General features: G+C 66.8%; 25 protein-coding genes. 13 read left to right on the forward strand and 12 right to left on the reverse strand.

What is annotated here, in order from left to right:
- The first annotated feature begins 450 nt into the window (after positions 1 to 450).
- Entirely contained in the window at positions 451 to 1,410 is a 960-nt protein-coding gene (gene lpxC / locus I55_RS17960) for a UDP-3-O-acyl-N-acetylglucosamine deacetylase (RefSeq protein WP_215490498.1), read from the forward strand.
- A gap of 175 nt (positions 1,411 to 1,585) precedes the next feature.
- Here the strand turns inward: lpxC and I55_RS39080 are convergent, their stop codons facing one another.
- From I55_RS39080 to I55_RS17965, 7 genes are all read right to left on the reverse strand, one after another.
- Positions 1,586 to 1,711 carry a hypothetical protein gene (locus I55_RS39080; protein WP_286364306.1) on the reverse strand — a complete coding sequence of 42 codons (126 nt, stop codon included), beginning with the start codon at positions 1,709 to 1,711 and terminating at the stop codon, positions 1,586 to 1,588.
- Between the two features lie 76 nt (positions 1,712 to 1,787).
- Positions 1,788 to 1,925: a hypothetical protein gene (locus I55_RS37160; protein WP_159107225.1), complete on the reverse strand. Its 138-nt coding sequence runs from the start codon at positions 1,923 to 1,925 to the stop codon at positions 1,788 to 1,790.
- A gap of 372 nt (positions 1,926 to 2,297) precedes the next feature.
- On the reverse strand, positions 2,298 to 2,423 hold the full coding sequence (locus I55_RS39085; RefSeq protein WP_286364307.1) for a hypothetical protein: 126 nt from the start codon (positions 2,421 to 2,423) through the stop codon (positions 2,298 to 2,300).
- A 76-nt stretch (positions 2,424 to 2,499) separates the two neighbouring features.
- On the reverse strand, positions 2,500 to 2,637 hold the full coding sequence (locus I55_RS37165; RefSeq protein WP_159107226.1) for a hypothetical protein: 138 nt from the start codon (positions 2,635 to 2,637) through the stop codon (positions 2,500 to 2,502).
- Positions 2,638 to 3,003: 366 nt separating this feature from the next.
- Complete coding sequence (locus I55_RS37170; protein ID WP_159107227.1) at positions 3,004 to 3,165, reverse strand: hypothetical protein; 162 nt, start codon at positions 3,163 to 3,165, stop codon at positions 3,004 to 3,006.
- A gap of 32 nt (positions 3,166 to 3,197) precedes the next feature.
- Entirely contained in the window at positions 3,198 to 3,335 is a 138-nt protein-coding gene (locus I55_RS37175; RefSeq protein WP_159107228.1) for a hypothetical protein, read from the reverse strand.
- 250 nt (positions 3,336 to 3,585) lie between these two features.
- Positions 3,586 to 4,506 carry a hypothetical protein gene (locus I55_RS17965; protein WP_044561954.1) on the reverse strand — a complete coding sequence of 307 codons (921 nt, stop codon included), beginning with the start codon at positions 4,504 to 4,506 and terminating at the stop codon, positions 3,586 to 3,588.
- A 293-nt stretch (positions 4,507 to 4,799) separates the two neighbouring features.
- Between I55_RS17965 and I55_RS17970 the strand changes: the two genes are divergently transcribed.
- The 12 genes from I55_RS17970 (at position 4,800) to I55_RS18025 (ending at position 22,291) form a co-directional block, all read left to right on the forward strand.
- A complete protein-coding gene (locus I55_RS17970; RefSeq protein WP_064742514.1) occupies positions 4,800 to 5,816 on the forward strand; it encodes an outer membrane protein assembly factor BamD in 1,017 nt (338 codons plus the stop codon).
- A 99-nt stretch (positions 5,817 to 5,915) separates the two neighbouring features.
- On the forward strand, positions 5,916 to 7,601 hold the full coding sequence (gene recN / locus I55_RS17975) for a DNA repair protein RecN (RefSeq protein WP_044561955.1): 1,686 nt from the start codon (positions 5,916 to 5,918) through the stop codon (positions 7,599 to 7,601).
- Positions 7,602 to 7,640: 39 nt separating this feature from the next.
- Positions 7,641 to 9,887: an NAD-dependent DNA ligase LigA gene (gene ligA / locus I55_RS17980; protein WP_044561956.1), complete on the forward strand. Its 2,247-nt coding sequence runs from the start codon at positions 7,641 to 7,643 to the stop codon at positions 9,885 to 9,887.
- Positions 9,888 to 10,100: 213 nt separating this feature from the next.
- Positions 10,101 to 10,913, forward strand: coding sequence for a GIN domain-containing protein (locus I55_RS33205; protein ID WP_049974247.1), 813 nt, complete (start codon positions 10,101 to 10,103; stop codon positions 10,911 to 10,913).
- A gap of 301 nt (positions 10,914 to 11,214) precedes the next feature.
- Positions 11,215 to 11,634, forward strand: a complete 420-nt coding sequence (locus I55_RS17990; RefSeq protein ID WP_044561957.1) for a VOC family protein — start codon at positions 11,215 to 11,217, stop codon at positions 11,632 to 11,634.
- Between the two features lie 182 nt (positions 11,635 to 11,816).
- Positions 11,817 to 12,218 (forward strand): hypothetical protein, encoded by a 402-nt coding sequence (locus I55_RS17995; RefSeq protein ID WP_044561958.1) that lies wholly within the window; start codon positions 11,817 to 11,819, stop codon positions 12,216 to 12,218.
- 276 nt (positions 12,219 to 12,494) lie between these two features.
- Positions 12,495 to 15,353, forward strand: coding sequence for an EAL domain-containing protein (locus I55_RS18000; protein WP_252181196.1), 2,859 nt, complete (start codon positions 12,495 to 12,497; stop codon positions 15,351 to 15,353).
- Between the two features lie 294 nt (positions 15,354 to 15,647).
- Positions 15,648 to 17,795, forward strand: a complete 2,148-nt coding sequence (locus tag I55_RS18005) for a DUF1302 domain-containing protein (protein WP_044561960.1) — start codon at positions 15,648 to 15,650, stop codon at positions 17,793 to 17,795.
- Positions 17,796 to 17,908: 113 nt separating this feature from the next.
- Positions 17,909 to 18,961 carry a YCF48-related protein gene (locus I55_RS18010; RefSeq protein ID WP_044561961.1) on the forward strand — a complete coding sequence of 351 codons (1,053 nt, stop codon included), beginning with the start codon at positions 17,909 to 17,911 and terminating at the stop codon, positions 18,959 to 18,961.
- 58 nt (positions 18,962 to 19,019) lie between these two features.
- Positions 19,020 to 21,401, forward strand: coding sequence for an RND family transporter (locus tag I55_RS18015; protein WP_044561962.1), 2,382 nt, complete (start codon positions 19,020 to 19,022; stop codon positions 21,399 to 21,401).
- A 105-nt stretch (positions 21,402 to 21,506) separates the two neighbouring features.
- The gene (locus tag I55_RS18020; protein ID WP_044561963.1) at positions 21,507 to 21,797 is read left to right on the forward strand and encodes a DUF1778 domain-containing protein; all 291 of its coding nucleotides are present in this window, start codon (positions 21,507 to 21,509) and stop codon (positions 21,795 to 21,797) included.
- Complete coding sequence (locus I55_RS18025) at positions 21,794 to 22,291, forward strand: GNAT family N-acetyltransferase (RefSeq protein ID WP_044561964.1); 498 nt, start codon at positions 21,794 to 21,796, stop codon at positions 22,289 to 22,291. The genes I55_RS18020 and I55_RS18025 overlap by 4 nt, the downstream gene beginning before the upstream one ends.
- A 23-nt stretch (positions 22,292 to 22,314) precedes the next feature.
- On the opposite strand, the gene I55_RS18030 is transcribed toward I55_RS18025, so the two are convergent.
- From I55_RS18030 to I55_RS18050, 5 genes are all read right to left on the reverse strand, one after another.
- Complete coding sequence (locus I55_RS18030; protein WP_044561965.1) at positions 22,315 to 22,845, reverse strand: DUF4440 domain-containing protein; 531 nt, start codon at positions 22,843 to 22,845, stop codon at positions 22,315 to 22,317.
- Between the two features lie 105 nt (positions 22,846 to 22,950).
- Positions 22,951 to 24,399 carry an autotransporter outer membrane beta-barrel domain-containing protein gene (locus tag I55_RS18035; protein WP_044561966.1) on the reverse strand — a complete coding sequence of 483 codons (1,449 nt, stop codon included), beginning with the start codon at positions 24,397 to 24,399 and terminating at the stop codon, positions 22,951 to 22,953.
- Positions 24,400 to 24,480: 81 nt separating this feature from the next.
- Positions 24,481 to 24,804 carry a hypothetical protein gene (locus I55_RS18040; RefSeq protein ID WP_148293815.1) on the reverse strand — a complete coding sequence of 108 codons (324 nt, stop codon included), beginning with the start codon at positions 24,802 to 24,804 and terminating at the stop codon, positions 24,481 to 24,483.
- A gap of 217 nt (positions 24,805 to 25,021) precedes the next feature.
- The gene (locus I55_RS18045; protein ID WP_044561968.1) at positions 25,022 to 25,396 is read right to left on the reverse strand and encodes a cytochrome c family protein; all 375 of its coding nucleotides are present in this window, start codon (positions 25,394 to 25,396) and stop codon (positions 25,022 to 25,024) included.
- Positions 25,397 to 25,582: 186 nt separating this feature from the next.
- Positions 25,583 to 26,101: a hypothetical protein gene (locus tag I55_RS18050; protein ID WP_148293816.1), complete on the reverse strand. Its 519-nt coding sequence runs from the start codon at positions 26,099 to 26,101 to the stop codon at positions 25,583 to 25,585.
- Positions 26,102 to 26,207 lie beyond the last annotated feature (106 nt).

Raw genomic sequence — 26,207 nt, forward strand, 5'->3', positions numbered from 1 at the left:
GTGACTGACGTCACTGCATCGCATCATGCGAAGGGCCGCTTCCCGCAGGAAAGCGGCCCTTTTCATTTGTGGCGACAAGAAGGCAAAATTGCATTTGTGCTCAAGTAGATACGCATAGCGTCACGTAACATTCGGTAACAAAGAGTGATTTGAAGCCTGGGCGTCACGGCGTTACTTAGGCAGCATGACGTTTGGCCTTCGATGCACCGCAACATGCGGTTCACAGCAAGATCGGACGTCAGAGCCGAGGCGATAAGGCGGCAGGGTCCGAATTTTGGACCGCATGCCGAACCGGTCGCCGGACGTGAATGGCAGGGCCCCAGGTCGATCCGGACCACCCCACCGCCCTCGTCCGAACCCAAGTCCCTGGGGACATAACCCTGGGGCGCATGTGATGCAGGAAAGGCCCGGCCCGCCCCGTATCACGGCAGCATCAAGGAAGTTGGACCCGTGTACGCCGATCGTGAAATCACCACCGCCGCCCGCCAGCAGACGCTGAAGGCCCCCATCAACTGCACCGGTGTCGGCCTGCATTCCGGCCTGCCCGTTGCCATGACGATGCGCCCGGCACCCGCGAACACCGGTATCGTCTTCCGCCGGCTGGACCTGCTGCGCGGTGGCGCCACCGAGGCGCACGCCACCATCCCGGCCCGCTGGGACGCGGTGGTCGACACCCGGCTGTGCACGGTGGTGGGCAACGCCTCGGGTGCCACGGTGGGCACGGTTGAGCACGTGATGTCCGCCCTGCGCGGCTGTGGCATCGACAACCTGTTCATCGATCTGGACGGGGCCGAGGTGCCGATCATGGATGGTAGCGCCGCCCCCTTCGTCTTCCTGATCGAATGCGCCGGCATCACCCCGCAGGCCGCCGCCCGCCGGATCATCCGCGTGCTGCGCCCCGTGTCGGTGGTGGAGGGCGAGAAGGTCGCCACCCTGACGCCCGCGTCCGGTTCCAGCTTCGCCTTCGAGATCGACTTCGCCAGCGCCGCCGTTCGCCGCCAGGAGGGCTTCGTCCGCCTGGAGGCCGACAGTTTCAAGGATGAAGTGGCCGAGGCCCGCACCTTCGGCTTCCTGCAGGAAGTGGACATGCTGCGCCGCGCCGGCCTGGCCCGCGGCGGCTCTATGGACAACGCCATCGTCATCGACGGCGACCGCGTCCTGAACGAGGGCGGCCTGCGGTTCGATGATGAGTTCGTGCGCCACAAGATCCTGGACGCCGTGGGCGATCTGTACATGGCGGGCTACGCCATCGTCGGCCACTACTCCGGCGTCCGCTCCGGCCACGCCCTGAACAACAAGCTGCTGCACGCCCTGTTCGCGGACGCCTCCGCCTATGAGGTCGTGGAGCAGGTCGACCCCGCCTTCGTGGCCCCGGCCTGGGAACGCCCCATGCTGGCCGCGACCGCCTGAATATTGGTTCTGCAGAACCCCGCCGCCGATCCGTCCGGCCAACAAGCGCAAAACAAGCAACACAACACGAATAACTGAGCCTCAAAACGAAAAGGCCTTCTTCCCCATTCGGGAAGAAGGCCTTTTCCGTATGTGGCCGGTGCCCGGCCGCCAGGTCTGGACGCGCCCGCGCGCCTTACAGCATGGCGTTGACGCACAGCGCCACGACGGCGGCGATGGACAGCATGCCGGCGGCCTCAACCAGGGAGGACAGGCGGGCGGCGAAACTGGTGGAGACGGCGGTGGCGGTGATGGTGGTCATGATCTTTATCCCCTTGTGACTGATGATCGCTGGTCAGGCGATGGTCGATGATGAGTGGTTGGCTGGAGGCTGGCGCTTACAGCATGGCGTTGATGCTGGCGGCGATCAGCAGCGCGACGGCCATCATGGCCACGCCCTCGACCACGGCGAGGTCGGGCAACACCTTGAAAAAGCGGAAGGAAGCGGTGCGGGAAGTAGCGGCGAAGGCGGTCATTTTCTGCTCCATCGGGATCGTTGGTCGGTGTTGTCCCTATATCAGCAAGGGGTGTGCCAAGTGCCGAAAGCGGCGGAAATCCTGGGGTTTCAGGCTCCATCCAACGCACCCCCACTCGCCGGCCGCCACAAAGTCGCCGCTATGATGATTTAGTATCAAAAATCGCTACCCCGCCCTGTACGCCTTCGGACACTGTCCGCTTTCGAACACCTCCACGTGTCCGCCGCCGGATGCCATCCGCACACGTTTGCGCCAGGCCCAAAAAGCGAAAGGCCCCCTTCACCGCTTGGGAAGGGAGCCTTTTCGTTTATGCCGGAACCTGGCCGGCGCGCCCGCATCAAGGCTGGGCGCGCACCGTGATCGTCGGAAGCGTCACAGCATGGCGTTGACGCACAGCGCCACAATGGCGGCAACGGACAGCATGCCGGCAGCCTCAACCAGGGAGGACAGGCGGGCGGCGAAACTGGTGGAGACGGCGGTGGCGGTGATGGTGGTCATGATCTTTATCCCCTTGTGACTGATGATCGCTGGTCAGGCGATGGTCGATGATGAGTGGTTGGCTGGAGGCTGGCGCTTACAGCATGGCGTTGATGCTGGCGGCGATCAGCAGCGCGACGGCCATCATGGCCACGCCCTCGACCACGGCGAGGTCGGGCAACACCTTGAAAAAGCGGAAGGAAGCGGTGCGAGAGGAAGCGGCGAAGGCGGTCATTTTCAGCTCCATCAGGATCGTTGGTCGGTGTTGTCCCTGTAGTAGCAAGGGCTGTGCCAACTGTCAGAAGGGGCAGGAATCCTGGAGTTCGCGCCAGAATCCCTACTTCCAGAGCAAGCCTCGCGTCACAAAGTCGCCTGAATGGCGATTTAGTATTTTAATGGGCGATTATGGCTTGCGCGCTTCCGAACACTGTCCATTTCCGGACAGCCAAGACTGTGCGCCACCGGACGGCGGCATCACCGGCGCCCGAAAAGCGAAAGGCCCTCTTCCCCGCTGGGGAAGAAGGCCTTTCGATTGGGGCCGGCGATCCGGCCAGCGCCGCCCCCGGTTCAGACGGGGCGGCGCGCAAGTGTGTCTGGACGCTTACAGGATCGCGTTGATGCACAGCGCCATGACGGCGGCGACGGCCAGCATGCCGGCGGCTTCAACCACGGCGGCGACGCGGGGCAGGATGACGACCAGGCGCTCAGCCAGGCTGCCGGCGGGGGCGCTACGGGTCGAGGCGGTGGCGGTCCGGGTGGTCATGATTTCGTGTCCCTTCGTTTGACTGGCGTGGATCAGAGCATGGTGTTGACGCTGACGCTGATCAGCAGCGCCACAGCCAGCATGGCGACGGTTTCGACGACGTCGGTGCTGGGCAGATACTTGAAGAAACGGAAGGAGGCGGTGCGGGGCGCGACGGTGAAGGATGACATCGTGATCTCCATCGGAGGGTGGGTTGGTGATGCCTCCCCTATCAGCAAGGGGCGTGCCAACCGCCAAAATCCGCGGAGTTCCGTCATTCTCGCTCAGGGATTCATGAGGCATTCACCGAACGGCGCCACTAAATGGCCCCATTCGCCACAATTGGCGAATACCGCTACCATTTCAGCGTTCGAAATCGCCCACTGTCCGTATTCGGACACCATGTATCGTCCACCGATGGTCAATGGCGCCGGCTGGCACTCAGCCGCCGAACCAGACCTTGGTATCGAGATAGCGCGACGCCAGGAAGCGGTAGAGGCGGCCGACCTCGAACATCGCCTCATCCTTGGCCGGGTCCAGGGTCTTCCAGCGCTGGGGGATGTCCTCCCAGGCCATGGTCTCGAAATGCAGGGCGTCGCGGTGCCGGCGCAGCATGGCGACGGTGCCGTCGAACTGTTTCAGCGGCCGCCACGCCTTCGCCCGTCCCGGCCTCCAACTCATCGAACCAGGAGCGGTATTTTTCACCGGCACCTTCAGCAGGGACTGGATGCGGCGCAGCTGGTGGTCCAGTTCCCGGTCACCACGGGCCAGCTTCTGCATCTCGCGCAGCTTGCGGCCAATGTCGAACACCGGCTTGAAGTACTCCCGCAGCGCCTCCAGGAACGCCAGTTCATTGGCCAGTACCTCCACCCTGTCCACCACCTCCTGTTTGCGCTCCACCGCCACACCGACCAGCGCGGCGATTTCCGCCGCCTGCTCGCGCATGCGCCGCTTGGCCTCATCGCTCTCATCCAGGGTGGTGGTATCGGCGCGGACACCAGCGATCGCCTTCAGCAGCGACCCGCCGATCTTCAGGAAGGCCATGTCGCGGTGGCGGGACTCGATGGACCAGGAGGCGGTGCCATCCAGGATTTCAGAGGGGATGCGGTCGCCGTTGCGGATGATGCGCACGAACTTCAGGCTCTGGGCGATCATGCCCAGCAGTTGGCCGTCGGTGCTGTCGGGTGCGATGCTGAACATCTGCGCCACCTGGCGCAACGGAATGGCGCCCCGCGCGTCGCCCAGGTCGATCTGCAGCACGGCCTCGCCGTGGCTGAGGGTGAAGAAGGAATTGGGCAGGCACAGCGCCGCGTGGGTAAAGCTGAATTCCGTGACGTTGGGCTTGGCCGTCTTGTTTAGCATGGCGATGGGGTTGAAAGGCGTTCCGACACGAAGGGGCTGTTCCAGGCTAGCGGTTGCCCCTATGCACATCCACTCCGAACACGGGTAGGTGTCGATGTAAAAATGACCCGCCAGCCCCCACCCTATACACCCGTGTAGGATATGCACACGGGTGGCCAGGCTTCCCGGCGGGGCACTTTTTTTGAAAATTTCGCTGTTTGGCCGACAATGTGCCGCTTGGCGGCGGGCGGCTGACCCGTGCTATAACACGCCGTCGCGCATCCCGCCGCCTATTCCGCCCCGAGAAGATGCCCTTGTCCTTCCCCCGCATTGCCTTGTCGCCCCGCCGTCTCAGCCTCCTGGCCCCGCTCGCGCTCATCGCGGCAGCGGCCTGCTCCAGCGATGAGAAGGAAGCGCCCTACATCGAACGCCCAGTGGAGCAGATCTACTCCGAGGCTGGCAACGCCATCGATCGGGGCGAATACCAGAAGGCGGCCCTGCTGTTCGGTGCCGTGGAACAGCAGCACCCCTATTCCACCTGGGCCATGCGCGCGGAGCTGATGGCGGCATACGCCTATTACCAGGCCGCTAAGTATGACGAGTCCATCGGTTCGCTGGATCGCTTCATCAGCCTGCACCCCGGCAACCCCAACGTCGCCTACGCCTATTACCTGAAGGGCCTCTGCTACTACGAGCAGATCTCCGACGTGCGGCGCGATCAAACGCCGACCGTGCAGTCGCTGAAGGCCCTGGAAGAGGTCATCCGCCGCTTCCCCACCAGCCCCTACGCCCGCGACGCCAAGCTGAAGATCGACCTGACCCGCGACCATCTCGCGGGCAAGGAGATGGACATCGGCCGCTATTACCAGAGCGTGGGCCTGAACCTGGCCGCCATGAAGCGCTTCCGCCAGGTCGTGGACCAATACCAGAGCACCAGCCACGTGCCGGAGGCCCTGCACCGCCTGGTGGAGGTCTACCTGTCGCTGGGCATGCTGGACGAGGCGCGCAAGGCCGCCGCCGTGCTGGGGTACAACTACCCGGGCAGCGACTGGTACCAGAACACCTACGACCTGATGAAGGACGTGCCCAAGCCGCGCGTCATCCCGATCAACCTGTCCGCCAAGGAACAAGCGGCACCCGTTGGCGTCCCCGGGGCGGCACCGGCCGCCACGCCCGAAGGGCAGACCGCCCCGGCGGCGGGCAAGCCCGACGCCAAGGCCGGCGACCTGAAGACCCCGGACCAGAAGCCGGCCGACACCGACGCGAAGAAGGAGAAGCCGCGCCAGGAAGGCAAGGATCGCGGCTTCTTGGGTTGGCTTTTTGGTGATTAAGCCCTAGAAAAATCCTATCCCGACAGCGGGGCCCCGGCCCGGTGACAGACCGGTCCGGGGCCCTTCGTGTCTCAAGGCTCGAAAAACCGGGTGAGTGCCATGCTGGCGTCCCTCTCGATCCGTGACGTGGTCCTGATCGAACGGCTGAACCTGTCGTTCGGCCAAGGCCTGTGCGTGCTGACCGGTGAGACCGGCGCCGGCAAGTCCATCCTGCTGGACGCACTGGGCCTGGCGTTGGGCGGGCGGGGCGACAGCGGCCTGGTGCGCCATGGCGCCGACCAGGCGACGGTGGTGGCCGAGTTCGATCTCGGCCCCCATGCGGGAAGCCGTGGCGACAACCATCCGGCCCTGGCCATCCTGCGCGAACAGGATCTGGACGCCGACACCACCCTGGTCCTGCGCCGCACCGTCACGGCCGACGGCCGCTCCCGCGCCTTCATCAACGACCAGCCGGTGGGCGTGGCCCTGCTGCGCCGCGTGGGCGAAACGCTGGTGGAGGTGCACGGCCAGTTCGACACCCACGGCCTGCTGAACCCGCTGACCCACCGCGACCTGCTGGACGATTACGCCGGCCTGACCGCCAAGCGCGCCCAGGTGTCCGGCCTCTACCGTGCCTGGCAAACGGCGGAAACGGCGCGCCTGGACGCCGACCGCGAGGCCGCCCGGGCGCGGGAGGAGGAGGAATACGTCCGTCACGCCCTGTCCGAACTGGACGCCCTGGACCCCAAGGACAATGAGGAAGAGGCGCTGGCCGAGCGCCGCGCCGTCATGATGCACCGGGAGAAGCTGGTGGAGGCGCTGACCGGTGCCGCCGGGGAAATCTCCGGCGAGCGCGGGGCGGAACGGGCGCTGGCCAACGCCTTGCGCCACCTGACCCGCGTGGCCGACAGGNCCGCAGGCCAGCTGGACTCGCTGATCGCCGTCCTGGACCAGGCCGCCGCCGAGATCGGGGAGGCCGCGCGCGCCCTGCAGGTCATGGCCAACGACATGGACCATGACGGCGCCACCCTGGAAAAGCTGGAGGAGCGGCTGTTCGCGTTGCGCGCCTGCGCCCGCAAGCACGGCATCGCCGTGGCCGGTCTGGTCCCCTTGCGCGCCGACTTCGCCCGCCGCCTGTCGCTGATCGAGGATCAGGGCGACCTGCTGTCCCGCCTGGCCAAGGAAGCGGGTGAGGCCAAGGCCGCCTATGCCGCCGCCGCCACGGCCCTGACCGAGGAGCGCCGCAAGGCCGCCGGCAAGCTGGACAAGGCGGTCATGGCCGAGCTGGCGCCCCTGAAGCTGGAAAAGGCGCGCTTCGTCACCGCCGTGGACACCGTGGGTGAGGTCGATTGGGGTCCCGGCGGCAGCGACCGCGTGGCCTTCACCGTCGCCACCAACCCCGGCGCCCCGCCGGGTCCGCTGGCCAAGATCGCGTCGGGCGGTGAGCTCGCCCGCTTCATGCTGGCCTTGAAGGTGATCCTGGCGCAGGTCGGCACGGTGCCCACCCTGGTGTTCGACGAGGTCGACACCGGCATCGGCGGTGCCGTGGCCAATGCCGTGGGCGAACGCCTGGCCCGCCTGGGCGCCGGCCTGCAGGTGCTGGTGGTGACCCATAGCCCGCAGGTGGCCGCCCGCGGCCAGCATCACCTGAACGTCCGCAAGCGCGTGACCGGGGCCAAGACCACCACCGATGTGGTCATCCTCTCAGCCGAGGAGCGGCGGGAGGAGATCGCACGCATGCTGTCGGGCGCCGAGATCACCGCCGCCGCCCGCGCCGCCGCCTCCGAACTGATGGCCGCCGGCTGAGGCCGGCGCCATCACCTCCCCGCCTGCCGAGTACATGCCATGGCCGCCCTGCCCGCCATCGACACCCTGACCCTTGAAGACGCCCAGGCCGAACACGCCCGCCTGGTGGCGGAGATCACCCACCATCGCGCCCTTTATTACCAGAAGGACGCGCCGGAGATTTCCGACGCCGACTACGACGCCCTGGAAAAGCGCCTGACGGTCCTGGAGGCCCGTTTTCCGGACCTGGCCGGCGCCCACAGCCCCACGGCGACGGTGGGGGCCGCCCCCGCCGCCGGCTTCGGCAAGGTGAAGCACAAGGTGCCCATGCTGTCGTTGGGCAACGCCTTCGAGGACGGGGACGTCGCCGACTTCGTCGCCAGCGTCCGCCGCTTCCTGGTGCTGGACGACGGGGCCCCCCTGGAATTCGTGGCCGAGCCCAAGATCGACGGCCTGTCGCTGTCCATCCGGTATGAGAACGGGCAGTTGGTGCAGGCCGCCACGCGGGGCGACGGCGCGGAGGGCGAGGACGTCACCGCCAACGTCCGCACCATCGACGACATCCCCAACACGCTGCGCGGGAAGGCGCCGGCGGTCCTGGAGGTGCGCGGCGAGGTCTATATGCGGCGCGAGGACTTCCTGGCGCTGAACAAGGCGCAGACCGAGAAGGGTGAGAAGGTCTTCGCCAACCCGCGCAACGCCGCCGCCGGCAGCTTGCGCCAGCTGGACGCCAGCATCACCGCCGGCCGGCCCCTGCGCTTCTTCGCCTATACCTGGGGGGAGCTGTCGGAACCGCTGGGCGCCACCCAGTCGGAAAGCCGCCAACGCCTGGCCGAGCTGGGCTTCACCATCAGTGAGCCATCACGTCAGTGCCGCACGGCGGATGAGCTGCTGGAGTATTACCGCGACATCGGCGCCCAGCGCGCCACCCTGCCCTTCGACATCGACGGCGTGGTCTACAAGGTGGACCGGCTGGACCTGCAGGAGCGCCTGGGCTTCCGCACCCGCACGCCACGCTGGGCCACGGCGCACAAGTATCCGGCGGAGCAGGCTCAGACCATCCTGAGGGCCATCAGCATCCAGGTGGGCCGCACCGGCGCCCTGACCCCGGTGGCGGAGCTGGAGCCCATCACCGTGGGCGGCGTGGTCGTCTCCCGCGCCACCCTGCATAACGAAGATGAGATCCGGCGCAAGGACGTGCGGGTGGGCGACACCGTCATCGTGCAGCGCGCTGGCGACGTCATCCCCCAGATCGTGACGTCGATCGCCGCCCTGCGGCCGGCCGATGCCCAGCCCTTCGTCTTCCCCACCCACTGCCCCGCCTGCGGCAGCCTGGCTGTGCGCTCCACCGCCGAGAAGGCCGACGTGGCGGCGGAAACCGCCGCCGTCGAGGGGGCTGCCGGGGGTGAGGAAGCGCCCCCGACTGAAACGGCGACCGAAGCGGAAGCCGAGCCCGATGGCGTGGTGCGTCGCTGCACCGGGGGCCTGATCTGCCCGGCCCAGGCGGTGGAGCGCCTGATCCACTTCACCAGCCGCCTGGCCTTCGACATCGAGGGCCTGGGCATCGAGCGCATGCGGCTGTTCTTCAGCCAGGGCCGCATCCGCGAGCCGGCCGACATCTTCACCCTGGAGAAGCGGGAAGCCGAGCGGATCGACCGCATCGTCACCATGACCGGCTTCGGCAAGAAGTCGGTGGAGAAGCTGTTCGCCGCCATCGAGGCCCGTCGCACCATCGGCCTGGACCGCCTGATCTACGCCCTGGGCATCCGCCAGGTGGGCGAGGCCACCGCCAAGCTGCTGGCCCGCCATTACCTGACGGTGGAGCATTGGCGGGACGCCATGATCAAGGCGGCGGAGGAACGGGCGGCCCAGCCCGCCGAGCGCAAGCCGGAGCTGGTGGGCGAGGCCTATGCCGAGCTGTGCGCCATCGAGCAGATCGGCGTGGGCGTGGCCGACGACATGATGGCCTTCTTCCGGGAAGAGCATAACCGCGCCGTGCTGGACCGCCTGCTGGCCCAGATAACCGTGGAAACCTATGAGCGGCCCAGCACCACCGGTTCCCCTGTCGTGGGCAAAACCGTGGTCTTCACCGGTACGCTGGAAACCATGGGCCGCAGCGAGGCCAAGGCCAAGGCGGAGAGCCTGGGGGCCAAGGTCGCGGGCTCCGTCAGCGCCAAGACCGACTATGTGGTCGTCGGCGCCGACGCCGGCTCCAAGGCCACCAAGGCCCGCGAACTGGGCCTGACCATCCTGACGGAACAGGAATGGGTGGACCTGATCGGCGGCAAGACGACCACCCCGGAATAATGGCGAAACTGGCCACTCGACTGGCACAAAAGGCGATTAAATCGCCATTCATGCCGGGCACATTGGCCCATCCTCCAGGATTTCCGCGGTTCCTGGAACTGGCACACCCCTTGCGATGAAGGCGGCAACCGACCCGGCGTCAACGGGCCGCATGCTATCGGGGCCGCCGCCGGCGGCGGCTCCCGCCTTCTACCGTCAGGGAGAGCCCCGTCCATGTTCCGCATTCCCCACCGCCCGGCCGCCTTGTCCGTCGCCCCCCTGGCCGCGGCGCCGCTAGCCGCCCTGTTCATCGCCCTGGTGGCCGTGCCGGCCCACGCCGGTACCATCGGCCCGCAGACCCTGCGCGGCCGCACGCTGGAACTGGAAGGGCTGGTGGCCAATGTCGAGATCACGGTCTCGTCCTCCGCCAAGGAGATCACCGTGACCGCCACCGGCGACGATGACCAGGTGAACCGCCTGTCCTTCCATAGCGAGGGCGACAAGGCGAAGGTGGAGCAGGAGCATCGCCACCACGAACACTACAGCGATCGTGACTTCATGAAGGTCAGCATCACCATCCCGGCCGGCACCGGCCTGGCGGTGGATGACTTCGTCGGCGACCTGACGGCGGGCGACCTGAACGCGGACCTGGCGGTGGAGGACCTGCACTCCGGCTCCATCACCGTCGGGCGGGTGCAGTCGGCGGCCCTGGACGTCACCGGCAGCGGCAACATCAGCGTCGGCGACATCGCCAAGGCCGTCTCCGTCGAGATCAAGGGCTCCGGCAAGGTGCGCACCGGCAAGACCAACGGCGATGTGTCGCTGGAGATCAGCGGGTCCGGCAACGTGGACATGGCCTCGGTCAACGGCTCCGTCTCCGCCGAAATCCACGGCAGCGGCAACGTCACCATCCACGCCGGCAAGGCCGACCCGCTGTCGGTGGACATCGCCGGCTCCGGCGACTTCACCATGGACGGCGTCGCCACCAACCAGTCCATCAGCCAGCACGGCTCCGGCCAGGTCCGCGTCCGCAACGCCGGGCACTGAGGGCCCCTGCCACCGGAAGGGGGATGCCGCGCGGGGCGGCGCCACCCCTTCAGAAAGCCCGCCGGTCAGTCCGGCGGGCTTTCGTCTTTCGCCACAACGGCCTAATATCAGCGGCACGAGATTTTGACTCGTGCCGTTGTAGGACGCGACTGCGTCCGCCGGAGCGAGCACCACAGGGCGCAGCGAGGAAGCCAAGCCAGCGGATGCTGGCGCCCGGCGATTGAGGGGCATTTGAGAGGTCACGATCAAATGCCGTTGGTATAAGGTCGGCACCCACACGACATCAGCCGGGGATGCGTCGATGAAATACCTGCACACCATGGTTCGCGTCACCGACCTGGACGCCTCGCTGGACTTCTACATCAACAAGCTGGGGCTGCGGCTGGTGCGGCGCCGCGACTATGAGAAGGGCCGCTTCACCCTGGTCTATCTGGCGGCCGCCGGCACGCCGGAGTCGGAGGTGGAGCTGACCTGGAACTGGGACCCGGAGGTCTACACCGGCGGCCGCAACTTCGGCCATCTGGCCTTCGCCGTGGACGACATCTACGCCACCTGCCAGCGACTGATGGACGCGGGCGTCACCATCAACCGCCCACCCCGCGACGGGCACATGGCTTTCGTCCGCTCCCCCGACCAGATCTCCATCGAACTTCTGCAGTCGGGCGACGCCCTGCCCCCGCAGGAGCCCTGGGCCTCCATGCCCAACACCGGCACCTGGTGACAAGACGGCGGCATGGGTATCGTCCCATGCCGTCGCAGGCCCCAAGCGGGGCCGCCGGACCTTTCTGGGGAACGAAGTGGACTGGAAAGGGAGGATAAGCCAAGCGGCCGGACGGCCGCGCCCGGCGCCGGAGGGCACACACAAGGTTGCGGGGCCGGCCCGTTCATTCTATCCCTAAGCCCATGATGCTGCTGATCGTCCTGGCTGTGATGGGGATGGGCTTGCTCCTGGCGCTGGCCGCCTGGCTGGCCACGCGGGGCCCGTCGGACACTGAGATATTCCGGCGATTCGAGGCCCTGGAGGGCTTCACCATCACCGAACGCCACGCGCACGAAGGGACGGGCATCGCCGCCGACGAGGCGCGCGGCCGCGTGGCCGTGATTGGCAAGGGCCTGGACAAGCACCCGCCGGTGCTGCTGGCAGCCAAGGATCTGACGGCCTGGCGCTATCAGGCCAAGGACCAGCATTTCGAGATGACGGTGAAGTCACGCCGCCACGCCCAGGCCTTCGTCGTCAGCTTTCGTAAGCGGGCCACCGCCGACGAATGGCTGAAAATCTTCCGCAACATCGTGGAAGAGCGCTGAAATGATCCGACGCCGCCGCTTATACGGAAGTGCGAGACTCCAGCCCCCCATACGTCTTAAGGTCACCGACAAGCGGCCGTTGCCGCTTTTGTCCAAACGCCCCGCGACCTAAAGGTTGGCATGACGCCCCCACCGTCCTCCGAGGCACCGTTGTCGTCCCGCACCCTGGCACAGTTCGGGGGGGCGCCGCCCGTCACCGCCGCGGGGCCGCGCGACGGCCAGGGAGGGGGCCAGGCAGTAGGCCAGGGAGCCGCCGCGCAGGACATGGGTCCGGAGATGCCGCCTGAAGACAAGACGACCACCCGCGAGAAGGTGCGGCTGCCGTTGCGCAAGCGCCTGTCTTACAAGCAGGCGCGCAATACGGCGCTGCTGACCCTGGCGCTGGGCATCATCCTGAACACCGCCCAGATCACCTACGACCTGTTCAACGTCGAACAGCAGACCGACCAGCTGGTGCAGCAGGTGCTGAGCACGGCGCGACAGCCAGCGGCGGAGGCCGCCTACGCCTTCGACCAGGCGCTGGCCGAACGGGTGCTGACCGGCCTGTTCGAATACCGCCCCTTGTACCACGCCGTGATCTACGAGGACTTCGGCAACCAGCTGGCCGCCAAGGACCGGCCGGAGACGGAAGGCGGGCTGAAGTGGCTGGCGGAGATTCTGCTGCCGCAGGAGAAGACCTTCTCCATCCAGCTGGTCATCGAGCGCCACCACCAGAACGTGGGCGTGCTGAAGGTCAGCGTCGACCGCTACCTGATCGCCCTGGATTTCTTCCGCCGCTCCGCCATCGTGCTGGGCGTGGGCCTGGTGTGGACGGTGGCGCTGGCCCTGATCCTGGTGGTTGTCTTCTACATCTCGCTATCCAAACCCTTCCTGCGGCTGACACGCGGCATCGCGGCGGTGGACGCCCGCCGGCCAGCCGACCTGCTGTTGACCGTGCCACCGCAACACGCGGATGACGAGCTGGGCCTGCTGGCCAGCACCACCAACGAGCTGCTGCTGGAATTCGACCGCGCGCTGGTGGAACGGGAGCGGGTGGAGGCCCGCCTGCGCGAGCGCGAGACGCACCTGTCCGGCATCATGGACAATGTGGCCGACGGCATCATCACCCTGGATGAGGACCTGCGCGTCGCCACCATGAACGGCGCCGCCCACCGGCTGTTCGGCTATGAGCCCGGGCAGGCGGCGGGGCAACCCTTCGTCAGCTTCATCGCCGATGAGGACTGGCCGCGCGTGTCCATGGAGCTGATGTCCAGCCTGCGCCGCCAGGGCAGCAGCCACGGGGGCGAGCACCGGTCGGAGGTGCAGGGCCGGCGGCGCGACGGCACCACGTTCGCCATCGCCTTCGGTGTCAGCCAGATGCGGGTGGGCACGCGGCGCACCGCCATCTGTGTCATCCAGGACATCACCCAACGCAAACGGGCGGAACGCGCCGTACGCGAAAGCGAGGAGCGGCTGAAGCAGGCCGTCAGCGCCACCCGCAGCGGCGTGTTCGACGCCGACTTCGCCACCGGCCTGACGTGGTGGAGCCCGGAATTCCTGGAGATGCTGGGCTATCCCGGCGGTGCCAGCCCCTGGCACGACAAGCCGCTGGAAGCCCTGCTGCATCCCGATGACGCTCCCGCCACCATGGGCACCATCGAGCGTTACCTGTCGGGCGAAAGCGGCGACTACCTCAGCGTCTTCCGTCTGCGCAAAAGCGACGGCAGCTGGCTGTGGATCGAGGCGCGCGGCCTGGCCATCCGGGACGAGCGGGGCCGTCCCCTGCGCTTCACCGGCACCATGACCGACGTGACCGACCGCAAGCGCTTCGAGGAGCAGCTGCTGTACGTCAGTACCCACGATCCATTGACCGGCCTGGCCAACCGCACCCTGCTGCAGGATCGCCTGCAGCACGCCATCGCCCACGGCGCCCGCAAGGGCACCTCGGTCGCCGTCCTGGTCATGGACCTGGACCGCTTCAAGCTGGTGAACGACAGCCTGGGCAGCCAGGTTGGCGACAAGCTGCTGCGCGCCCTGGGCCAGCGCCTGGTGTCCTGCGTGCGCGCCGCCGACACGGTGGGCCGCATGGGTGCCGACGAGTTCATGGTGATCGCGGAGGACCTGCCAGAGCCACAGGTGGCCGCCCGCATTGCCGAGGCCATCCTGGTGGGCCTGACCCGGCCCTTCGCCATCGACGGGCAGCAGTTGTTCATCACCACCTCCATCGGCATCAGCCTGTTCCCCGGCGACGCCGGCGACACCGACGCCCTGCTGCGTGACGCCGCCACCGCCATGGACAACGCCAAGGCGGCCGGCGGCAACAGCTACCAATTCTTCACGCCCCGCATGAACGAGGAGGCGGTGGCGCGGCTGTCGATGGAGCATGCGCTGCGCGAGGCCCTGGACCTCAACCAGTTCACCCTGCACTACCAGCCCAAGATCGACCTGGACACGCTGAAGCCCGTGGGCACGGAGGCACTGATCCGCTGGACGCATCCGGAAATGGGACCCATCTCGCCCGCCAGCTTCATCCCCATGGCGGAGGAGAACGGCCTCATCGTTCCCATTGGCGAATGGGTGATGCGCACGGCGCTGGCGCAAATCCGGGCCTGGCAGGAACAGGGGCTGCAACCGCTGCCCGTGGCCGTCAACGTCTCCGTCCGCCAGGTCTCCTCCGGCCAGTTCGCCGACCGGGTGCGCCAGCTGTTGCAGGAATACGGCGTGGGCCCGGAATTCCTGGAGCTGGAGATCACGGAAACGGCGATGATGTCCAACCTGGCCTACATCGCCGATACCCTGGCGGAACTGCGGGCCCAGGGCATTTCCATCGCCATCGATGACTTCGGCACGGGCTATTCCTCGCTGTCCTACCTGCGGCGCCTACCCATCACCACATTGAAGATCGACCGGTCCTTCGTGTCGGAGGCCACCTCCAACACCGATACGGCGGCGATCGCCGCCACCATCATCGCCATGGGCCGGCAGCTGGGCCTGACGGTGGTGGCGGAGGGAATCGAGACCGAAGAGCAGCTGGACTTCCTGCGTCGGCATCAGTGTGACCAGCTTCAGGGCTTCTTCTTCTCAAAGCCACGACCGGCCGACGACTTTTGCAAAACTTTTTTGCAGCCCGCCGAGATGCGCGCAGCGGCGTCCTGAACCCGGCTTGACGCCTACTGGCAACCCCCCGAACACCCGCCGCGCGACCCCGGAAACCGGGTTGAATGGCGTTGCAGAATTGCCCTATTCCCCGCGGAATCCCTTGATCCTGCTCATCAATGGCTTGACGGCAACGTTCGGAAAACCGAGGCTTGCCGCAGAGAGGCCGGACAGGAGTCCCAGGCAGTAATGCCAGGAACGACTCGGGTCCTAAAAATAACGTGCAGGGAGGAAAGACGCATGGTGGCGAACGTCTTTGGGAAGTCGTGCCTTAAATCTCGTATTCTGGCGGGTGTGAGCGTCGCGGCGCTCAGCGTGCCCTTGCTTGCTTCCGTGCCGGCGCGCGCCCTGGACTTCAGCAGCGGCGATCTTGAGGGCAGCTTCAACACCACGCTGACCTTCGGCGGCCTGATCCGCGTGCAGGAACGCGACAAGAACCTGGTGGGCAAGGCCAACGGCGGCAACGCCTCCTCGATCAACCAGGACAACGGCGACCTGAACTATGGCACCGGCCTGGTGTCCAGCACCGGGCGCATGACCAACGAACTGAAGGTGGACTACGACAACATCGGCTTCTTCGGCCGCGCCACCTTCTTCTACGACCCCATCAACAACGACGCCAACAGCACCTCGGCCGCCCGCACCGGCGCCTTCACGCTGAGCTCGACAGCCCGCGACCAGTCGGCCGCCTATGCCCGCCTGCTGGACGCCTACGCCTACGGCAACTTCAACCTGGGCGGCGACACGACATTGAGCCTGCGCGCCGGCAACCAGGTGCTGAGCTGGGGTGAAAGCACCTTCATCCCCAACGGCATCAACGCCATCAACCCGGTGGACGTGTCGGCCCTGCACCAGCCGGGCACGGAGTTGAAGGAAGTCTTCCTGCCGGTGCCGATGATCAGCGCCAACCTGGGCCTGACCAACAACCTGAGCGTCGAAGCCTTCTACCAGTTCAAGTGGGAGAAGACGCTGCTGGATCCGGCCGGCACCTACTTCAGCAGCGACGACGCCCTGTCGCCGGGTGCCCGCTACCTGTCGCTGCCCTTCGGCAACCCGCTGGCGGCCGACAGCCCCCTGCAGCACGCGATCGAGACCAACGGCACCGTCAAGAACCCCATCCTGGGCCAGGTCACGCCCATCGCCCCATTCGGCACCAACGTGCCGCGCCTGAACGACCACAACGGTCGCGACGACGGGCAGTTCGGCTTTGGCATCCACTATTCCGTGCCGGCGTTGGGCGACACCGACTTCGGCCTGTTCTTCATGAAATACAACAACCGGGTGCCGGACCTGTCGGTCAAGGTCGGCACGTTTGGCGACTTCGCGTCCAATCCGGAGACGTTCAGCAACCACAGCGGCTACTACGCCGACTACGTCAACGACATCAAGATGTACGGCGTCAGCTTCAATACCAGTATTGAAGGCGTGGCCGTCCAGGGCGAGTACTCGTTCCGCAAGGGCCAGCCCCTGCAGTATGACGCCGTCGACGTGCTGCAGGCCATGCTGGCAGCGCCGTCCGTCTTCGGCTTCATCTCCACCGGTGCCAGCCAGGGTGCCGCCTTGGGCGCCGCGCAGGGTACCGCCGCCGCCACCGCCGCCTATCAGACGGCCGTGAACAAGGTGCTGTCGGTCGCCGCCCCGTCGCTGGTCGGCACATCCTACACCTCGCTGCCGGCGCCCCTGCAGGCGGCCGTTCAGGCCGCCATCGCCGCCGGCGGCGGCCCAGCCTCCCTGGCCGCGGCCCAGGCCGCCGGTGCCGCGCAGGGTTCCGCGGCCGGTTCCACCGCCGGCGCGCAGCAGGCGGCCACCGCCGCCGCCCACATCTTCAACACCAACGCGCTGATCAAGCGCCTGGGCGGCATTCAGGGCACGACGACGGCGGAGATCGAGCAGAGCGCGTCCCGCCTGTTCGGCAGCACCATCCAAGGCTATGGCCGGTACGACATCAGCCAGGTGCAGATGACCTTCACCAAGGACCTGCCGCCCATGATGGGCGCCAACCAGGTCATCCTGCTGGGTGAGGTGGGCGCCGACTTCGTCCACAACATGCCCGATGGCGTGCATTTCAGCGGCACCGGCACCAACGTGGGCGGCAACGCCAACTTCCTGGGCCTCGGCGGCATGGAGAGCGTGGCCACCAACGGCTTCGGCACCGAGTTCTCGTGGGGCTACCGCATCGTCGCCCGCTTCGACTACCTGAACGCCATCGCCGGTATCAACCTGATGCCGCGCATCGTCTGGGAACACGACGTGCATGGTACCACGCCGCTGCCCGTCGGCACCTTCATCGACGGCCGCAAGGCCGTGTCAGTGGGCCTGACCGCCACCTTCCTGGACAAGTGGTCGGCCGACCTGGGCTACACCAACTTCTTCGGTGGCGGTGACTTCAACCTGATCAACGACCGCGACTTCGTCAGCTTCAGCCTGAAGTACTCTTTCTGATCCCGGCCAGCCCGTCGCGGGACCGCTGGATTTCACCCGGCGATCCCGTGATAGGGGGCATCCCTTTCCTGGTTTTATGGGCGCCGGCCGCCGAGAGGCGGCCGGCGACTTGAATGATGAAATGCCGCCTCCCCGCCGCCCGGCTCGCCGCCGGCGCCCTGTCCCTGGCCCTGGCCTCCAGCCTCGCCCCCGGGGACAACCTAAGGGCGAGGGAGATGACGGCCGGCGACAGCCCCTCATCATCCGCCATCAAGGTCACCGCGCCCATCGCGGGGAAGACCCCGGCCGCCAATTCCCCCATCCCGGCGCTGCTAGCCCCTCTCGCCCCGCGCTCCCTGATCCTGGCCGGCACGCTGGCGGGCACGCGGCTGGTGGCGGTTGGGGAACGCGGGCATATCCTGCTGTCCGACGACAATGGCCACAGCTGGCGCCAAGCGCCCGCCCCGGCCAACGCCACCCTGACCGGCGTGCGCTTCATCGACGCCAAACAGGGCTGGGCCGTGGGCCATGACGCCACCATCCTGCACACCGTCGATGGTGGCGAGACCTGGACCCTGCAGAACTTCGCGCCCGACTGGGAACAGCCGTTGATGGATGTGCTGTTCGACGACGCCGACCATGGCATCGCGGTTGGCGCCTACGGCCTGTTCCTGGAAACCGCCGACGGCGGCAAGACCTGGACCAAGCGCCGCATCACCGATGACGACCTGCACCTGAACGCCATCTTCGCCACTGGCGGCGACACCCGCATGGTGGTGGGGGAGGCCGGCGGCGTCTACACCAGCGCCGACAAGGGCCGCACCTGGACCAAGCGTGCCTTGCCCTATGAGGGCTCGCTGTTCAGCGGCGTGGCGGTGGGTGGCACGACGGTGGTGGTCTTCGGCCTGCAGGGCCATGCCTTCCGCTCCACCGACGGCGGCCAGAATTGGCAGACCATAGACACCGGCACCAAGGCCGGCCTGATGGGCGGCGTCGCCAGCCCCGACGGCCATGTCGTCCTGGTGGGTGCATTGGGCACCGTGCTGAGCAGCAGCGACGGCGGGGCCAGCTTCAAGCTGACCTACCGCCCCGACCGCCTGGCCCTGGCCGACGCGGTCCGCGGCGCCGATGGCACTTTGATCCTGCTGGGCGATGAGGGCCCGAAGCTGATGGGCGCGCTGCCCTGACCGCCAGCGCCGCCCCTGACCGCCTTTTCCCGGTTCCCCCGTTTCCCCCGAGTGCCCGATGCTGACGTCCCTGCCCCGCTTCCTCGACGCCGTGATCTTCCGCCACCGGCAGGTGGTGCTGATGCTGTTCGCGCTGGCCACGGCCTTCTTCGCCTGGCAGGCCAGTCACCTGGCGGTGGACACGGCCTATGAGAAGCAGCTGCCGCAAGAACACCCCTACATGAAGACCTTCCTGCAGTATCAGAAGGAATTCGGCGGGGCCAACCGCGTGGTGGTGGCGCTGAGCGTCGACAAGGGTGACATCTACACGCCGGAATTCTTCACCAAGCTGAAGCAGGTGACGGACGAGGTGTTCTTCATCCCCGGCGTGGACCGGGCCAGCGTCACCTCCCTCTTCACCCCCAACGTCCGCTTCATCGAGATCGTGGAGGATGGGTTCAGCGGCGGCAACGTCATCCCGGCGGAGTTCAAGGCCACGCCGGACTGGCTGAACGTGGTGCGCGGCAACGTGCTGAAGTCGGGCCAGGTGGGTCGCCTGGTGGCGGAGGACTTCACCGCCGCCCTGGTCAGCATCCAGCTGCTGGACCGCGACCCCAGCACCGGCGCCAAGCTGAACTATATGGACGTGGCCAAGAAGCTGGAGGCCATCCGGGCCAAGTACGCGGGCGACGGCGTGGACATCCACATCATCGGCTTCGCCAAGGCCATGGGTGACGTGGCCGACGGAACCGTGGGCGTCATCGGCTTCTTCGGCGTGGCCTTCGTCATCACCGCCCTGCTGGTCTATGTCTACGGCCGGTCCTTCCGCATGACCGCCGTGCTGCTGGCCCTGTCCGTCGTCACCGTCATCTGGCAGCTGGGCCTGCTGGTGCTGATGGGTTTGGCCATGGATCCCATGTCCATCCTGGTACCCTTCCTGGTGTTCGCCATCGCCATCAGCCATGGCGTGCAGAACGTAGGCACCATCACGCAGGAGATCGGCAAGGGGGCGGACGCCTTCTCCGCCGCCCGCATCAGCTTCCAGCGCCTGCTGGTGCCCGGCGCCAGCGCCCTGGTGGCCGACGCCATCGCCTTCCTGACCATCCGCATCGTCAAGATCCAGATGATCCAGGAACTGGCGCTGTCGGCCTCCGTCGGCATGGTCATCATCGTCCTGACCCACCTGGTGATCCTGCCGGTGGCGCTGTCCTTCCTGACGCTGGGCGACAGCTACCGCCGCCGCGTCGCCGGCCAGGTGGACCGGTTCGACGCGGTGTGGAAGGTGTTCACCGTCTTCGCCCGGCCCAAGGGCGCGATCCCGGCCCTGATGATCGGCCTGGCCGTCTTCGCCTGGGCCCATCACGAGTCCGGCCGCCGCGTCATCGGCGACGCCGAGGCCGGCGTGCCGGAGCTGTGGCCGGACAGCCGCTACAATAAGGACGCCGACTTCATCGCCGGGCATTTCGCCATCGGCGTGGACATCATCCAGGTCATCGCCGAGGCGCCGGCCAACGGCTGCATCGACTACACCGTCGCCAGCCAGGTGGACGACTTCGCCTGGCGGATCCGCAATGTCGAGGGGGTGCAATCCACCCTGTCGCTGCCCCAGGTCATGAAGACCGTCAACATGGGCTGGAATGAGGGCAACCTGAACTGGCGGGTGCTGCCCCGCAACAGCCAGGTGCTGGTGCGCGCCGTCTCCCCCGTCGAAACGTCCACCGGCCTGCTGAACGCCGACTGCTCCGTCATGCCCGTCATGATCTTCACCAAGGATCATAAGGCGGAGACCATCGACCGCGTGGTCAAGGCAGTGGAGGCCTACAACAGGGCCAACGGCACCGACGCCAGTGACAAGGGGCCCATCCATTTCCGCCTGGCCACGGGCAATGTCGGCGTCATGGCCGCCACCAACCAGGCGGTAACGGCGGCCGAGACGCCCATGCTGCTGTGGGTCTACGCCACCGTGCTGGTGTTCTGCGCCATCACCTTCCGCTCCGTCGTCGGCACCATCGCCACCGTCCTGCCCCTGATCGTCGTCTCGGTGCTGTGCGACGCGTTGATGGCCGAGCTGAAGATCGGCCTGAAGACCAGCACCCTGCCCGTGACCGCCCTGGGCGTGGGCATCGGCGTGGACTACGGCCTCTACATCTTCAACCGCCTGCAATCCTACCTGAAGCACGGCCTGGGCTTCGCCGAGGCCTACTACAAGACCTTGCAGGAAACCGGCAGCTCCATCCTCTTCACCGCCCTCACCCTCGCGGTGGGCGTGGCCACCTGGTCCTTCTCCGCCCTGAAGTTCCAGGCCAACATGGGCGAGCTGCTGACCTTCGTCTTCATCGCCAACATGTTGGGCGCCATCATCCTGCTGCCCGCCATCGCCGCCATGCTGTACCGCCTGTTCCCCCGCCTGTTCGAGGGCGAGGTCAAGCGGGCGCAGAAACGGAACTTCGCGGCGCACTGATGCTGGCGGCGCCCAAGCACACCACCAGCTCATACGGCAAAGTAGCGAATTCCGTCATGACATTGTCGGGCAACTTTGCCATAATCGGCGCCAAGGAGATATCCTATGGCTAAAACCGCTCCCCGCACACAGAAGCTTGACCTGAGACTGACGCCGGGCGCCAAGCGCACCTTGCAACTGGCGGCTGTGGCCACTTCACGTTCTGTCAGCGAGTTCGTGATCGAGAGCGCGCTCGCCCGTGCAGCGGAAACCCTACCAGATCGGACGCGGTTCGGTCTTGATGCCGAGCAGTGGCAGGCTTTTCAGGATGCCCTTGACGCGCCGGCCAAGCCTGTCGCCGAACTCAAGGCGCTTCTTACCGAGCCCAGCGTGTTCGAGCAACCGCTCAGCCAATGAGCCGGTTGCGTATCGAAAAACTTGGCCGCACCCATAATGTTGAGGGGTTCGATTGCGGTAAGGAAGCGCTCAACCGTTTCCTGACCCGCCACGCCCTGCAGAGCCAACAGTCAGGAGCATCCAACACCTATCTGGCCCTAAGCGGCGACCAGGTAGTCGGCTTCTACAGCCTTGCCGTTGGCGAAATAGCCTACACGGATGCGGCCGAGCGACTGACCAAGGGCATGGCCCGTCATCCGGTCCCTGTTATGCTTCTGGCACGGCTCGCCATAGCCGCAGACCGCCAAGGCCAGAAGCTTGGTGCCGGGCTCCTCAAGGATGCGATGGTGCGAACGCTGCAAGCCGCGGACTTGGCGGGCATAGGCGCCCTTGTGGTTCACGCCAAGGATGACGAGGCGCGCTGCTTCTATGAACGCTATGGCTTCGCCCCATCTCCCAGCGACATTTATCATCTGCACATTCTGTTGAAGGACGTGCGTCGAACCATCGCGTAATCCGCGCCACCAATCGCCATCCGCTATTGCGGCCTGGACTGCGCCGCCTCCCATTCAGGATCCACGGTGCCGCCGTCCAGGATGAAGCGCCACTGGCCGTCCTTCTGACGCCGCCAAACAGTGACGTAGCGGACAGGCGGGCGGTCCACCACCGTGCCGTCCGGCTTCTTCAGGCGGGAGTGGGCCTTGCCCCAGCTATAGCCCAGGGTGCCGTCGGCGGAGACCGCCGCGTCCTCCGGCGCCCATTCCAGTTCCAGACCGGCCGGGAACAGCGTGGCCAGGGCCGCGCGGTCGACCTTGGGCTGGGCGCGGTTCAGCAGCGTGACCTCCTCGGCGGCGTAGGCCTGGAAGGCGGCCCCCACGCCCACCTCCTGTGCCTTGGCGGCAAACGCGCGGTCGGTGTCCAGGATGGACTGGGCGGGGGTGCTGGGCAAAGGCCCCGCCCCCACACGGCCGATGACGGGAACCGCCAGCGCGACGGCGGCGGCCAAGCTCAAGGGGATGACGTGACGCCAGCGGGACATGGGCCAGTGGGACATGGGCCAGCGGGACATGAGACGATCCCTCCCTCACTATTGTTCTTATGCTCGACAGCGTAACAACAAATGGGCCGCGGGAATATCCCGCGGCCCGGTAAGGCGGTCAGCGTCTTTATGGTCTTAGAACCCGACGCGCAGGTGGCCCATCACGGCGTGGTCCGTGCGCTCCCCATTGTCGAAGGTGCCCTGGTAGGAGACGGCGAAGCTGACGCTGTTGCCCTGGATGGCTAGGCCGCCGCCGCCCACAAAGGAGGTGCGCTTGCCGGCGCCGGCGTTGGTCTCCGCGATCTGGCCGCCCGGCAGGGTGGCCTGGAAGATACGGCCGGAGTTCAGGAACTCATGCTGTACGCCCACCTGCACCTGCGGCGCCACCACCACGTCACCGACGACGAAGGGCACGGCCGCCTGGGCGCCCACCTGGGCCCGCAGGCTTTCGGCGTCGAAATCCGGGACGGACAGGGCCAGGGCGCCCGCGTCCTTCTCCGTATACTCCCGGATGCTGGCCCGGGTGTAGCGCAGGCCGGCGGTGGGGCCCAGGGACAGGCTGCCCAGGCTGATATTGTAGCCACCCGACAGGCTGGCACCATAGGTGTTGCCGCTGGGCGCGGCGTTGCCCCAAGGCTGCGGCGCGAATCCCGTCTGGCGCTGCATCTTGGTGAACTCGTCATAGCCATAGGTCAGCATGCCGTCGGCATAGAACGCGCCCATCTGGGCCGTGGCATAGGCCATCAGGTTGTAGGCGTGCAGCTCATCCTTGCCGAAACCGCCCTGGAAGTTCATGCGGTTGTCGCCATAGCCCAGGGCCAGACCGGTGGTCACCTTGTCCGACACGCGGTAGTCGACGCCGAAGGCGCCGGTATAGCTGTCGTAGGTGTAGCCCATCTGGCCATCGAGGGCGTCACGGTGGCCGGTGCCATAGTTGCCGTAGAGGAAGATGCCCACGCGTCCATCGCGGCCCGTCTCCGTCCCGGTCCCCATGCCGCCCCCCACGCCGGCGACGGCGGTGCCGGAGCGGATGCCGTTCAGGCGGGCGCGGACGGACCCGGTCATGCCGTCATCGGCGATGAAGCTCAGCTGCGTGGCCGCCACCGCCGCTTGCGGCGCCTGCAGCACGGTGGTCAACGTGCCCGCCACATATTCCGCCACCAGGGTGTGCCCGGTGGTGGTCGGGTGCACATCGTCCCAGAACAGCATGGTGTTGATGTTGGACGCGGTGCAGTAGCCCGTCGCCTTGCCGCCCAGCAGGCAGGAGTGGGTGGCGTCGGTGATGCCATAGGCCGAGGGATTGGCCTGGATCATGCTGAAGATGGTGTTGACGTCCACCAGGATGACCCGGGCGCCGCTGGTGCCGTTCAGGCTTTTGGTCAGGGCCAGGACGTCGGCGTTGTGGATGGCCGTCAGCTGGTTGGCGGCCAGCGCCGTGGCGGCCCCCTGCGCGGAGATGGACGGCGTGTTGCCCAGGTTGGGCAGGTTGAAGATCAGCATGTTGCGGGCGCCGGCCGCGATCAGCTTGCCAGCCCCGGTGCCGATGTTGGCGACGACGCCGGCCGCCTCGGTCGCGGCATCCACGCCGCCGCTATGCTGGCGTAATGAAAATAGTCGTTGCCCCCGATCCACAACGAATACAGCTGGCTGCTGCTGACGGTGGGCTTAGCCCCCCAGGAAGGCGTTGATCTGGTTCAGGAAATCGATGGGCCGTTCGGCCGTTGAGCGGGCACCGCCATAGGCGTAGCTCTTGAACGGCACGCCCCCGAGCAGCGCTCCCACCTTCTCATCCCACAGCAGGCCGTTGGAGAAGCGGCCGTTGTAATAGGGTGCGGGCGGCGCCAGGCCGAGCGGCACCAGGTTGCCTGGATCGCTGAGGCTGTCGCCGAACACGATGCCGGCGGAATATTGCTGGGCGTTTGCGCTGGTCGTCAAACCGACGAAAGACGTCATCATCGCCACCGCCATGGCGGTGGTCGTGCGTAACATCCGGCTGGTCATTGGGCTCCCTCTCCCTGGACGGCGGGCCGTTCAGGCGGCCCGCTCGTTCTCGACGCGGAACGAGGGTCCCACAACTGCCTCCCCCGCCGTCAAGGGACCAAAGGGCGCAGAATTCCGAATATCACCGGTTGTGTCGTTGCGGCAGCAGTCGGTTGACTGCAAGGAATCGGCCCCGGCCGCAATAGCCGGGGCCTCAGGGTGGGTTTCACTTCAGGCTGGACAGATAGGCGATGACGTCGGCGCGGTCCTGGGCGGCGGGAATGCCGGGGAAGGCCATGCGGTTGCCGGGCACCAACGCCTTGGGATTGGTCAGGTAGACATCCAGCGTGGCGGCGTCCCAGGTCTTACCGGCGGCCTTCATGGCGGGGGAGTAGTTGAAGCCCTCCTTGGTCGCCGATTTGCGGCCGACCACACCCCATAGGTTGGGACCCAGCTTGTCGGCGCCGTCCTTCTCCGCGCTATGGCAGGCTTTGCAGCGCTGAAAGACCTTTTCCCCCTTCATGGCATCGCCGACCGGATCAGCGGTGGCAGTTCCGGCGGCGGCGATGGCCAGGAGGGCGACAACGGTGGCAATCTTCATGAAACGACCCCTGAAATCTTCGTGTGACGTGCGGCTCCGGCCCATTCGGGCGCGGAACAGGGCGCGACGGTAGGGGGCCCCGGATGACGCTGTCAATCGGGCGCACTGTCCCACTCGTGAAAAGCCGAGACATATTAGATGGATAGCGTCGAAGAGCGGGGCCGTACCATACCGACCCCGTGCGGATCAGTCCCCGACGTCCAGGCTGGGCTGGCCCCGCAAGCCACTGCTGTTGAGGGCCACCATGCGGCCGGCGGTGCGCCGCGCGACCTGGGCGCCCCGCTGCGACAGGGAGGGCTGGGTCAGGGTGGGCTGGGCCAAGGCGCCCGACCGGCCGGCACCGAAGCCGACGGGCTGGACCTGCGGCCGGGTGGGACGCAGGACCCACAGCACGGCCAGGGCCGCCACCGCGCCCACCGCGGCCGGCAGGAGGGCGACCGCGCCGGCCACCAGGCCGGAAACCAGGGTCAGGTCGAACAGCATGCCGTGCCGGGCGGGGGTGACAAGGTGGGCCAGCAGCACACCCATGCCGATGACCAGGACCCACACCCCCCACTGGCGCGGGGCCGCCACGGACAGAAGAAAGCCGGCGATCGCCAGCATGACCAAGGTGCCGTCCAGACTGGCGGAGGTCAGGTCCCACAGGCCGGCGACGGTGCCGAAGCCCGCGGCGGTCAGGGGCAAAAAGACAGTCTTGAGCAACATGGCGACACGCTGATCCCGAAGGAGGAACATCCGTCCGGATCCCTTACCCCCAATGGCAACTGCCATACGGGGGAAGGCATCCGGCGATGGTCCATCAACCCGGGAT

It is taken from the genome of Azospirillum sp. B4 (genome assembly GCF_000333275.1).
Taxonomy (GTDB): Bacteria; Pseudomonadota; Alphaproteobacteria; order Azospirillales; family Azospirillaceae; genus Nitrospirillum.

What these genes read in the sequence shown, in the direction of transcription:
- I55_RS17990 (WP_044561957.1), top strand. Translation starts at nt 11,215, where the DNA reads ATGAAATACCTGCACACCATGGTTCGCGTCACCGACCTGGACGCCTCG.
- I55_RS18030 (WP_044561965.1), bottom strand. Translation starts at nt 22,845, where the DNA reads ATGTCCCGCTGGCCCATGTCCCACTGGCCCATGTCCCGCTGGCGTCAC.
- I55_RS18000 (WP_252181196.1), top strand. Translation starts at nt 12,495, where the DNA reads ATGCCGCCTGAAGACAAGACGACCACCCGCGAGAAGGTGCGGCTGCCG.
- I55_RS18045 (WP_044561968.1), bottom strand. Translation starts at nt 25,396, where the DNA reads ATGAAGATTGCCACCGTTGTCGCCCTCCTGGCCATCGCCGCCGCCGGA.
- I55_RS17995 (WP_044561958.1), top strand. Translation starts at nt 11,817, where the DNA reads ATGATGCTGCTGATCGTCCTGGCTGTGATGGGGATGGGCTTGCTCCTG.
- I55_RS18040 (WP_148293815.1), bottom strand. Translation starts at nt 24,804, where the DNA reads ATGTTACGCACGACCACCGCCATGGCGGTGGCGATGATGACGTCTTTC.
- I55_RS37165 (WP_159107226.1), bottom strand. Translation starts at nt 2,637, where the DNA reads ATGACCGCCTTCGCCGCTTCCTCTCGCACCGCTTCCTTCCGCTTTTTC.
- I55_RS37175 (WP_159107228.1), bottom strand. Translation starts at nt 3,335, where the DNA reads ATGTCATCCTTCACCGTCGCGCCCCGCACCGCCTCCTTCCGTTTCTTC.
- ligA (WP_044561956.1), top strand. Translation starts at nt 7,641, where the DNA reads ATGGCCGCCCTGCCCGCCATCGACACCCTGACCCTTGAAGACGCCCAG.
- I55_RS18025 (WP_044561964.1), top strand. Translation starts at nt 21,794, where the DNA reads ATGAGCCGGTTGCGTATCGAAAAACTTGGCCGCACCCATAATGTTGAG.
- I55_RS37170 (WP_159107227.1), bottom strand. Translation starts at nt 3,165, where the DNA reads ATGACCACCCGGACCGCCACCGCCTCGACCCGTAGCGCCCCCGCCGGC.
- I55_RS33205 (WP_049974247.1), top strand. Translation starts at nt 10,101, where the DNA reads ATGTTCCGCATTCCCCACCGCCCGGCCGCCTTGTCCGTCGCCCCCCTG.
- I55_RS37160 (WP_159107225.1), bottom strand. Translation starts at nt 1,925, where the DNA reads ATGACCGCCTTCGCCGCTACTTCCCGCACCGCTTCCTTCCGCTTTTTC.
- I55_RS18020 (WP_044561963.1), top strand. Translation starts at nt 21,507, where the DNA reads ATGGCTAAAACCGCTCCCCGCACACAGAAGCTTGACCTGAGACTGACG.
- I55_RS17965 (WP_044561954.1), bottom strand. Translation starts at nt 4,506, where the DNA reads ATGCTAAACAAGACGGCCAAGCCCAACGTCACGGAATTCAGCTTTACC.
- I55_RS18010 (WP_044561961.1), top strand. Translation starts at nt 17,909, where the DNA reads ATGATGAAATGCCGCCTCCCCGCCGCCCGGCTCGCCGCCGGCGCCCTG.
- I55_RS39080 (WP_286364306.1), bottom strand. Translation starts at nt 1,711, where the DNA reads ATGACCACCATCACCGCCACCGCCGTCTCCACCAGTTTCGCCGCCCGC.
- I55_RS39085 (WP_286364307.1), bottom strand. Translation starts at nt 2,423, where the DNA reads ATGACCACCATCACCGCCACCGCCGTCTCCACCAGTTTCGCCGCCCGC.
- I55_RS18015 (WP_044561962.1), top strand. Translation starts at nt 19,020, where the DNA reads ATGCTGACGTCCCTGCCCCGCTTCCTCGACGCCGTGATCTTCCGCCAC.
- I55_RS18050 (WP_148293816.1), bottom strand. Translation starts at nt 26,101, where the DNA reads ATGTTGCTCAAGACTGTCTTTTTGCCCCTGACCGCCGCGGGCTTCGGC.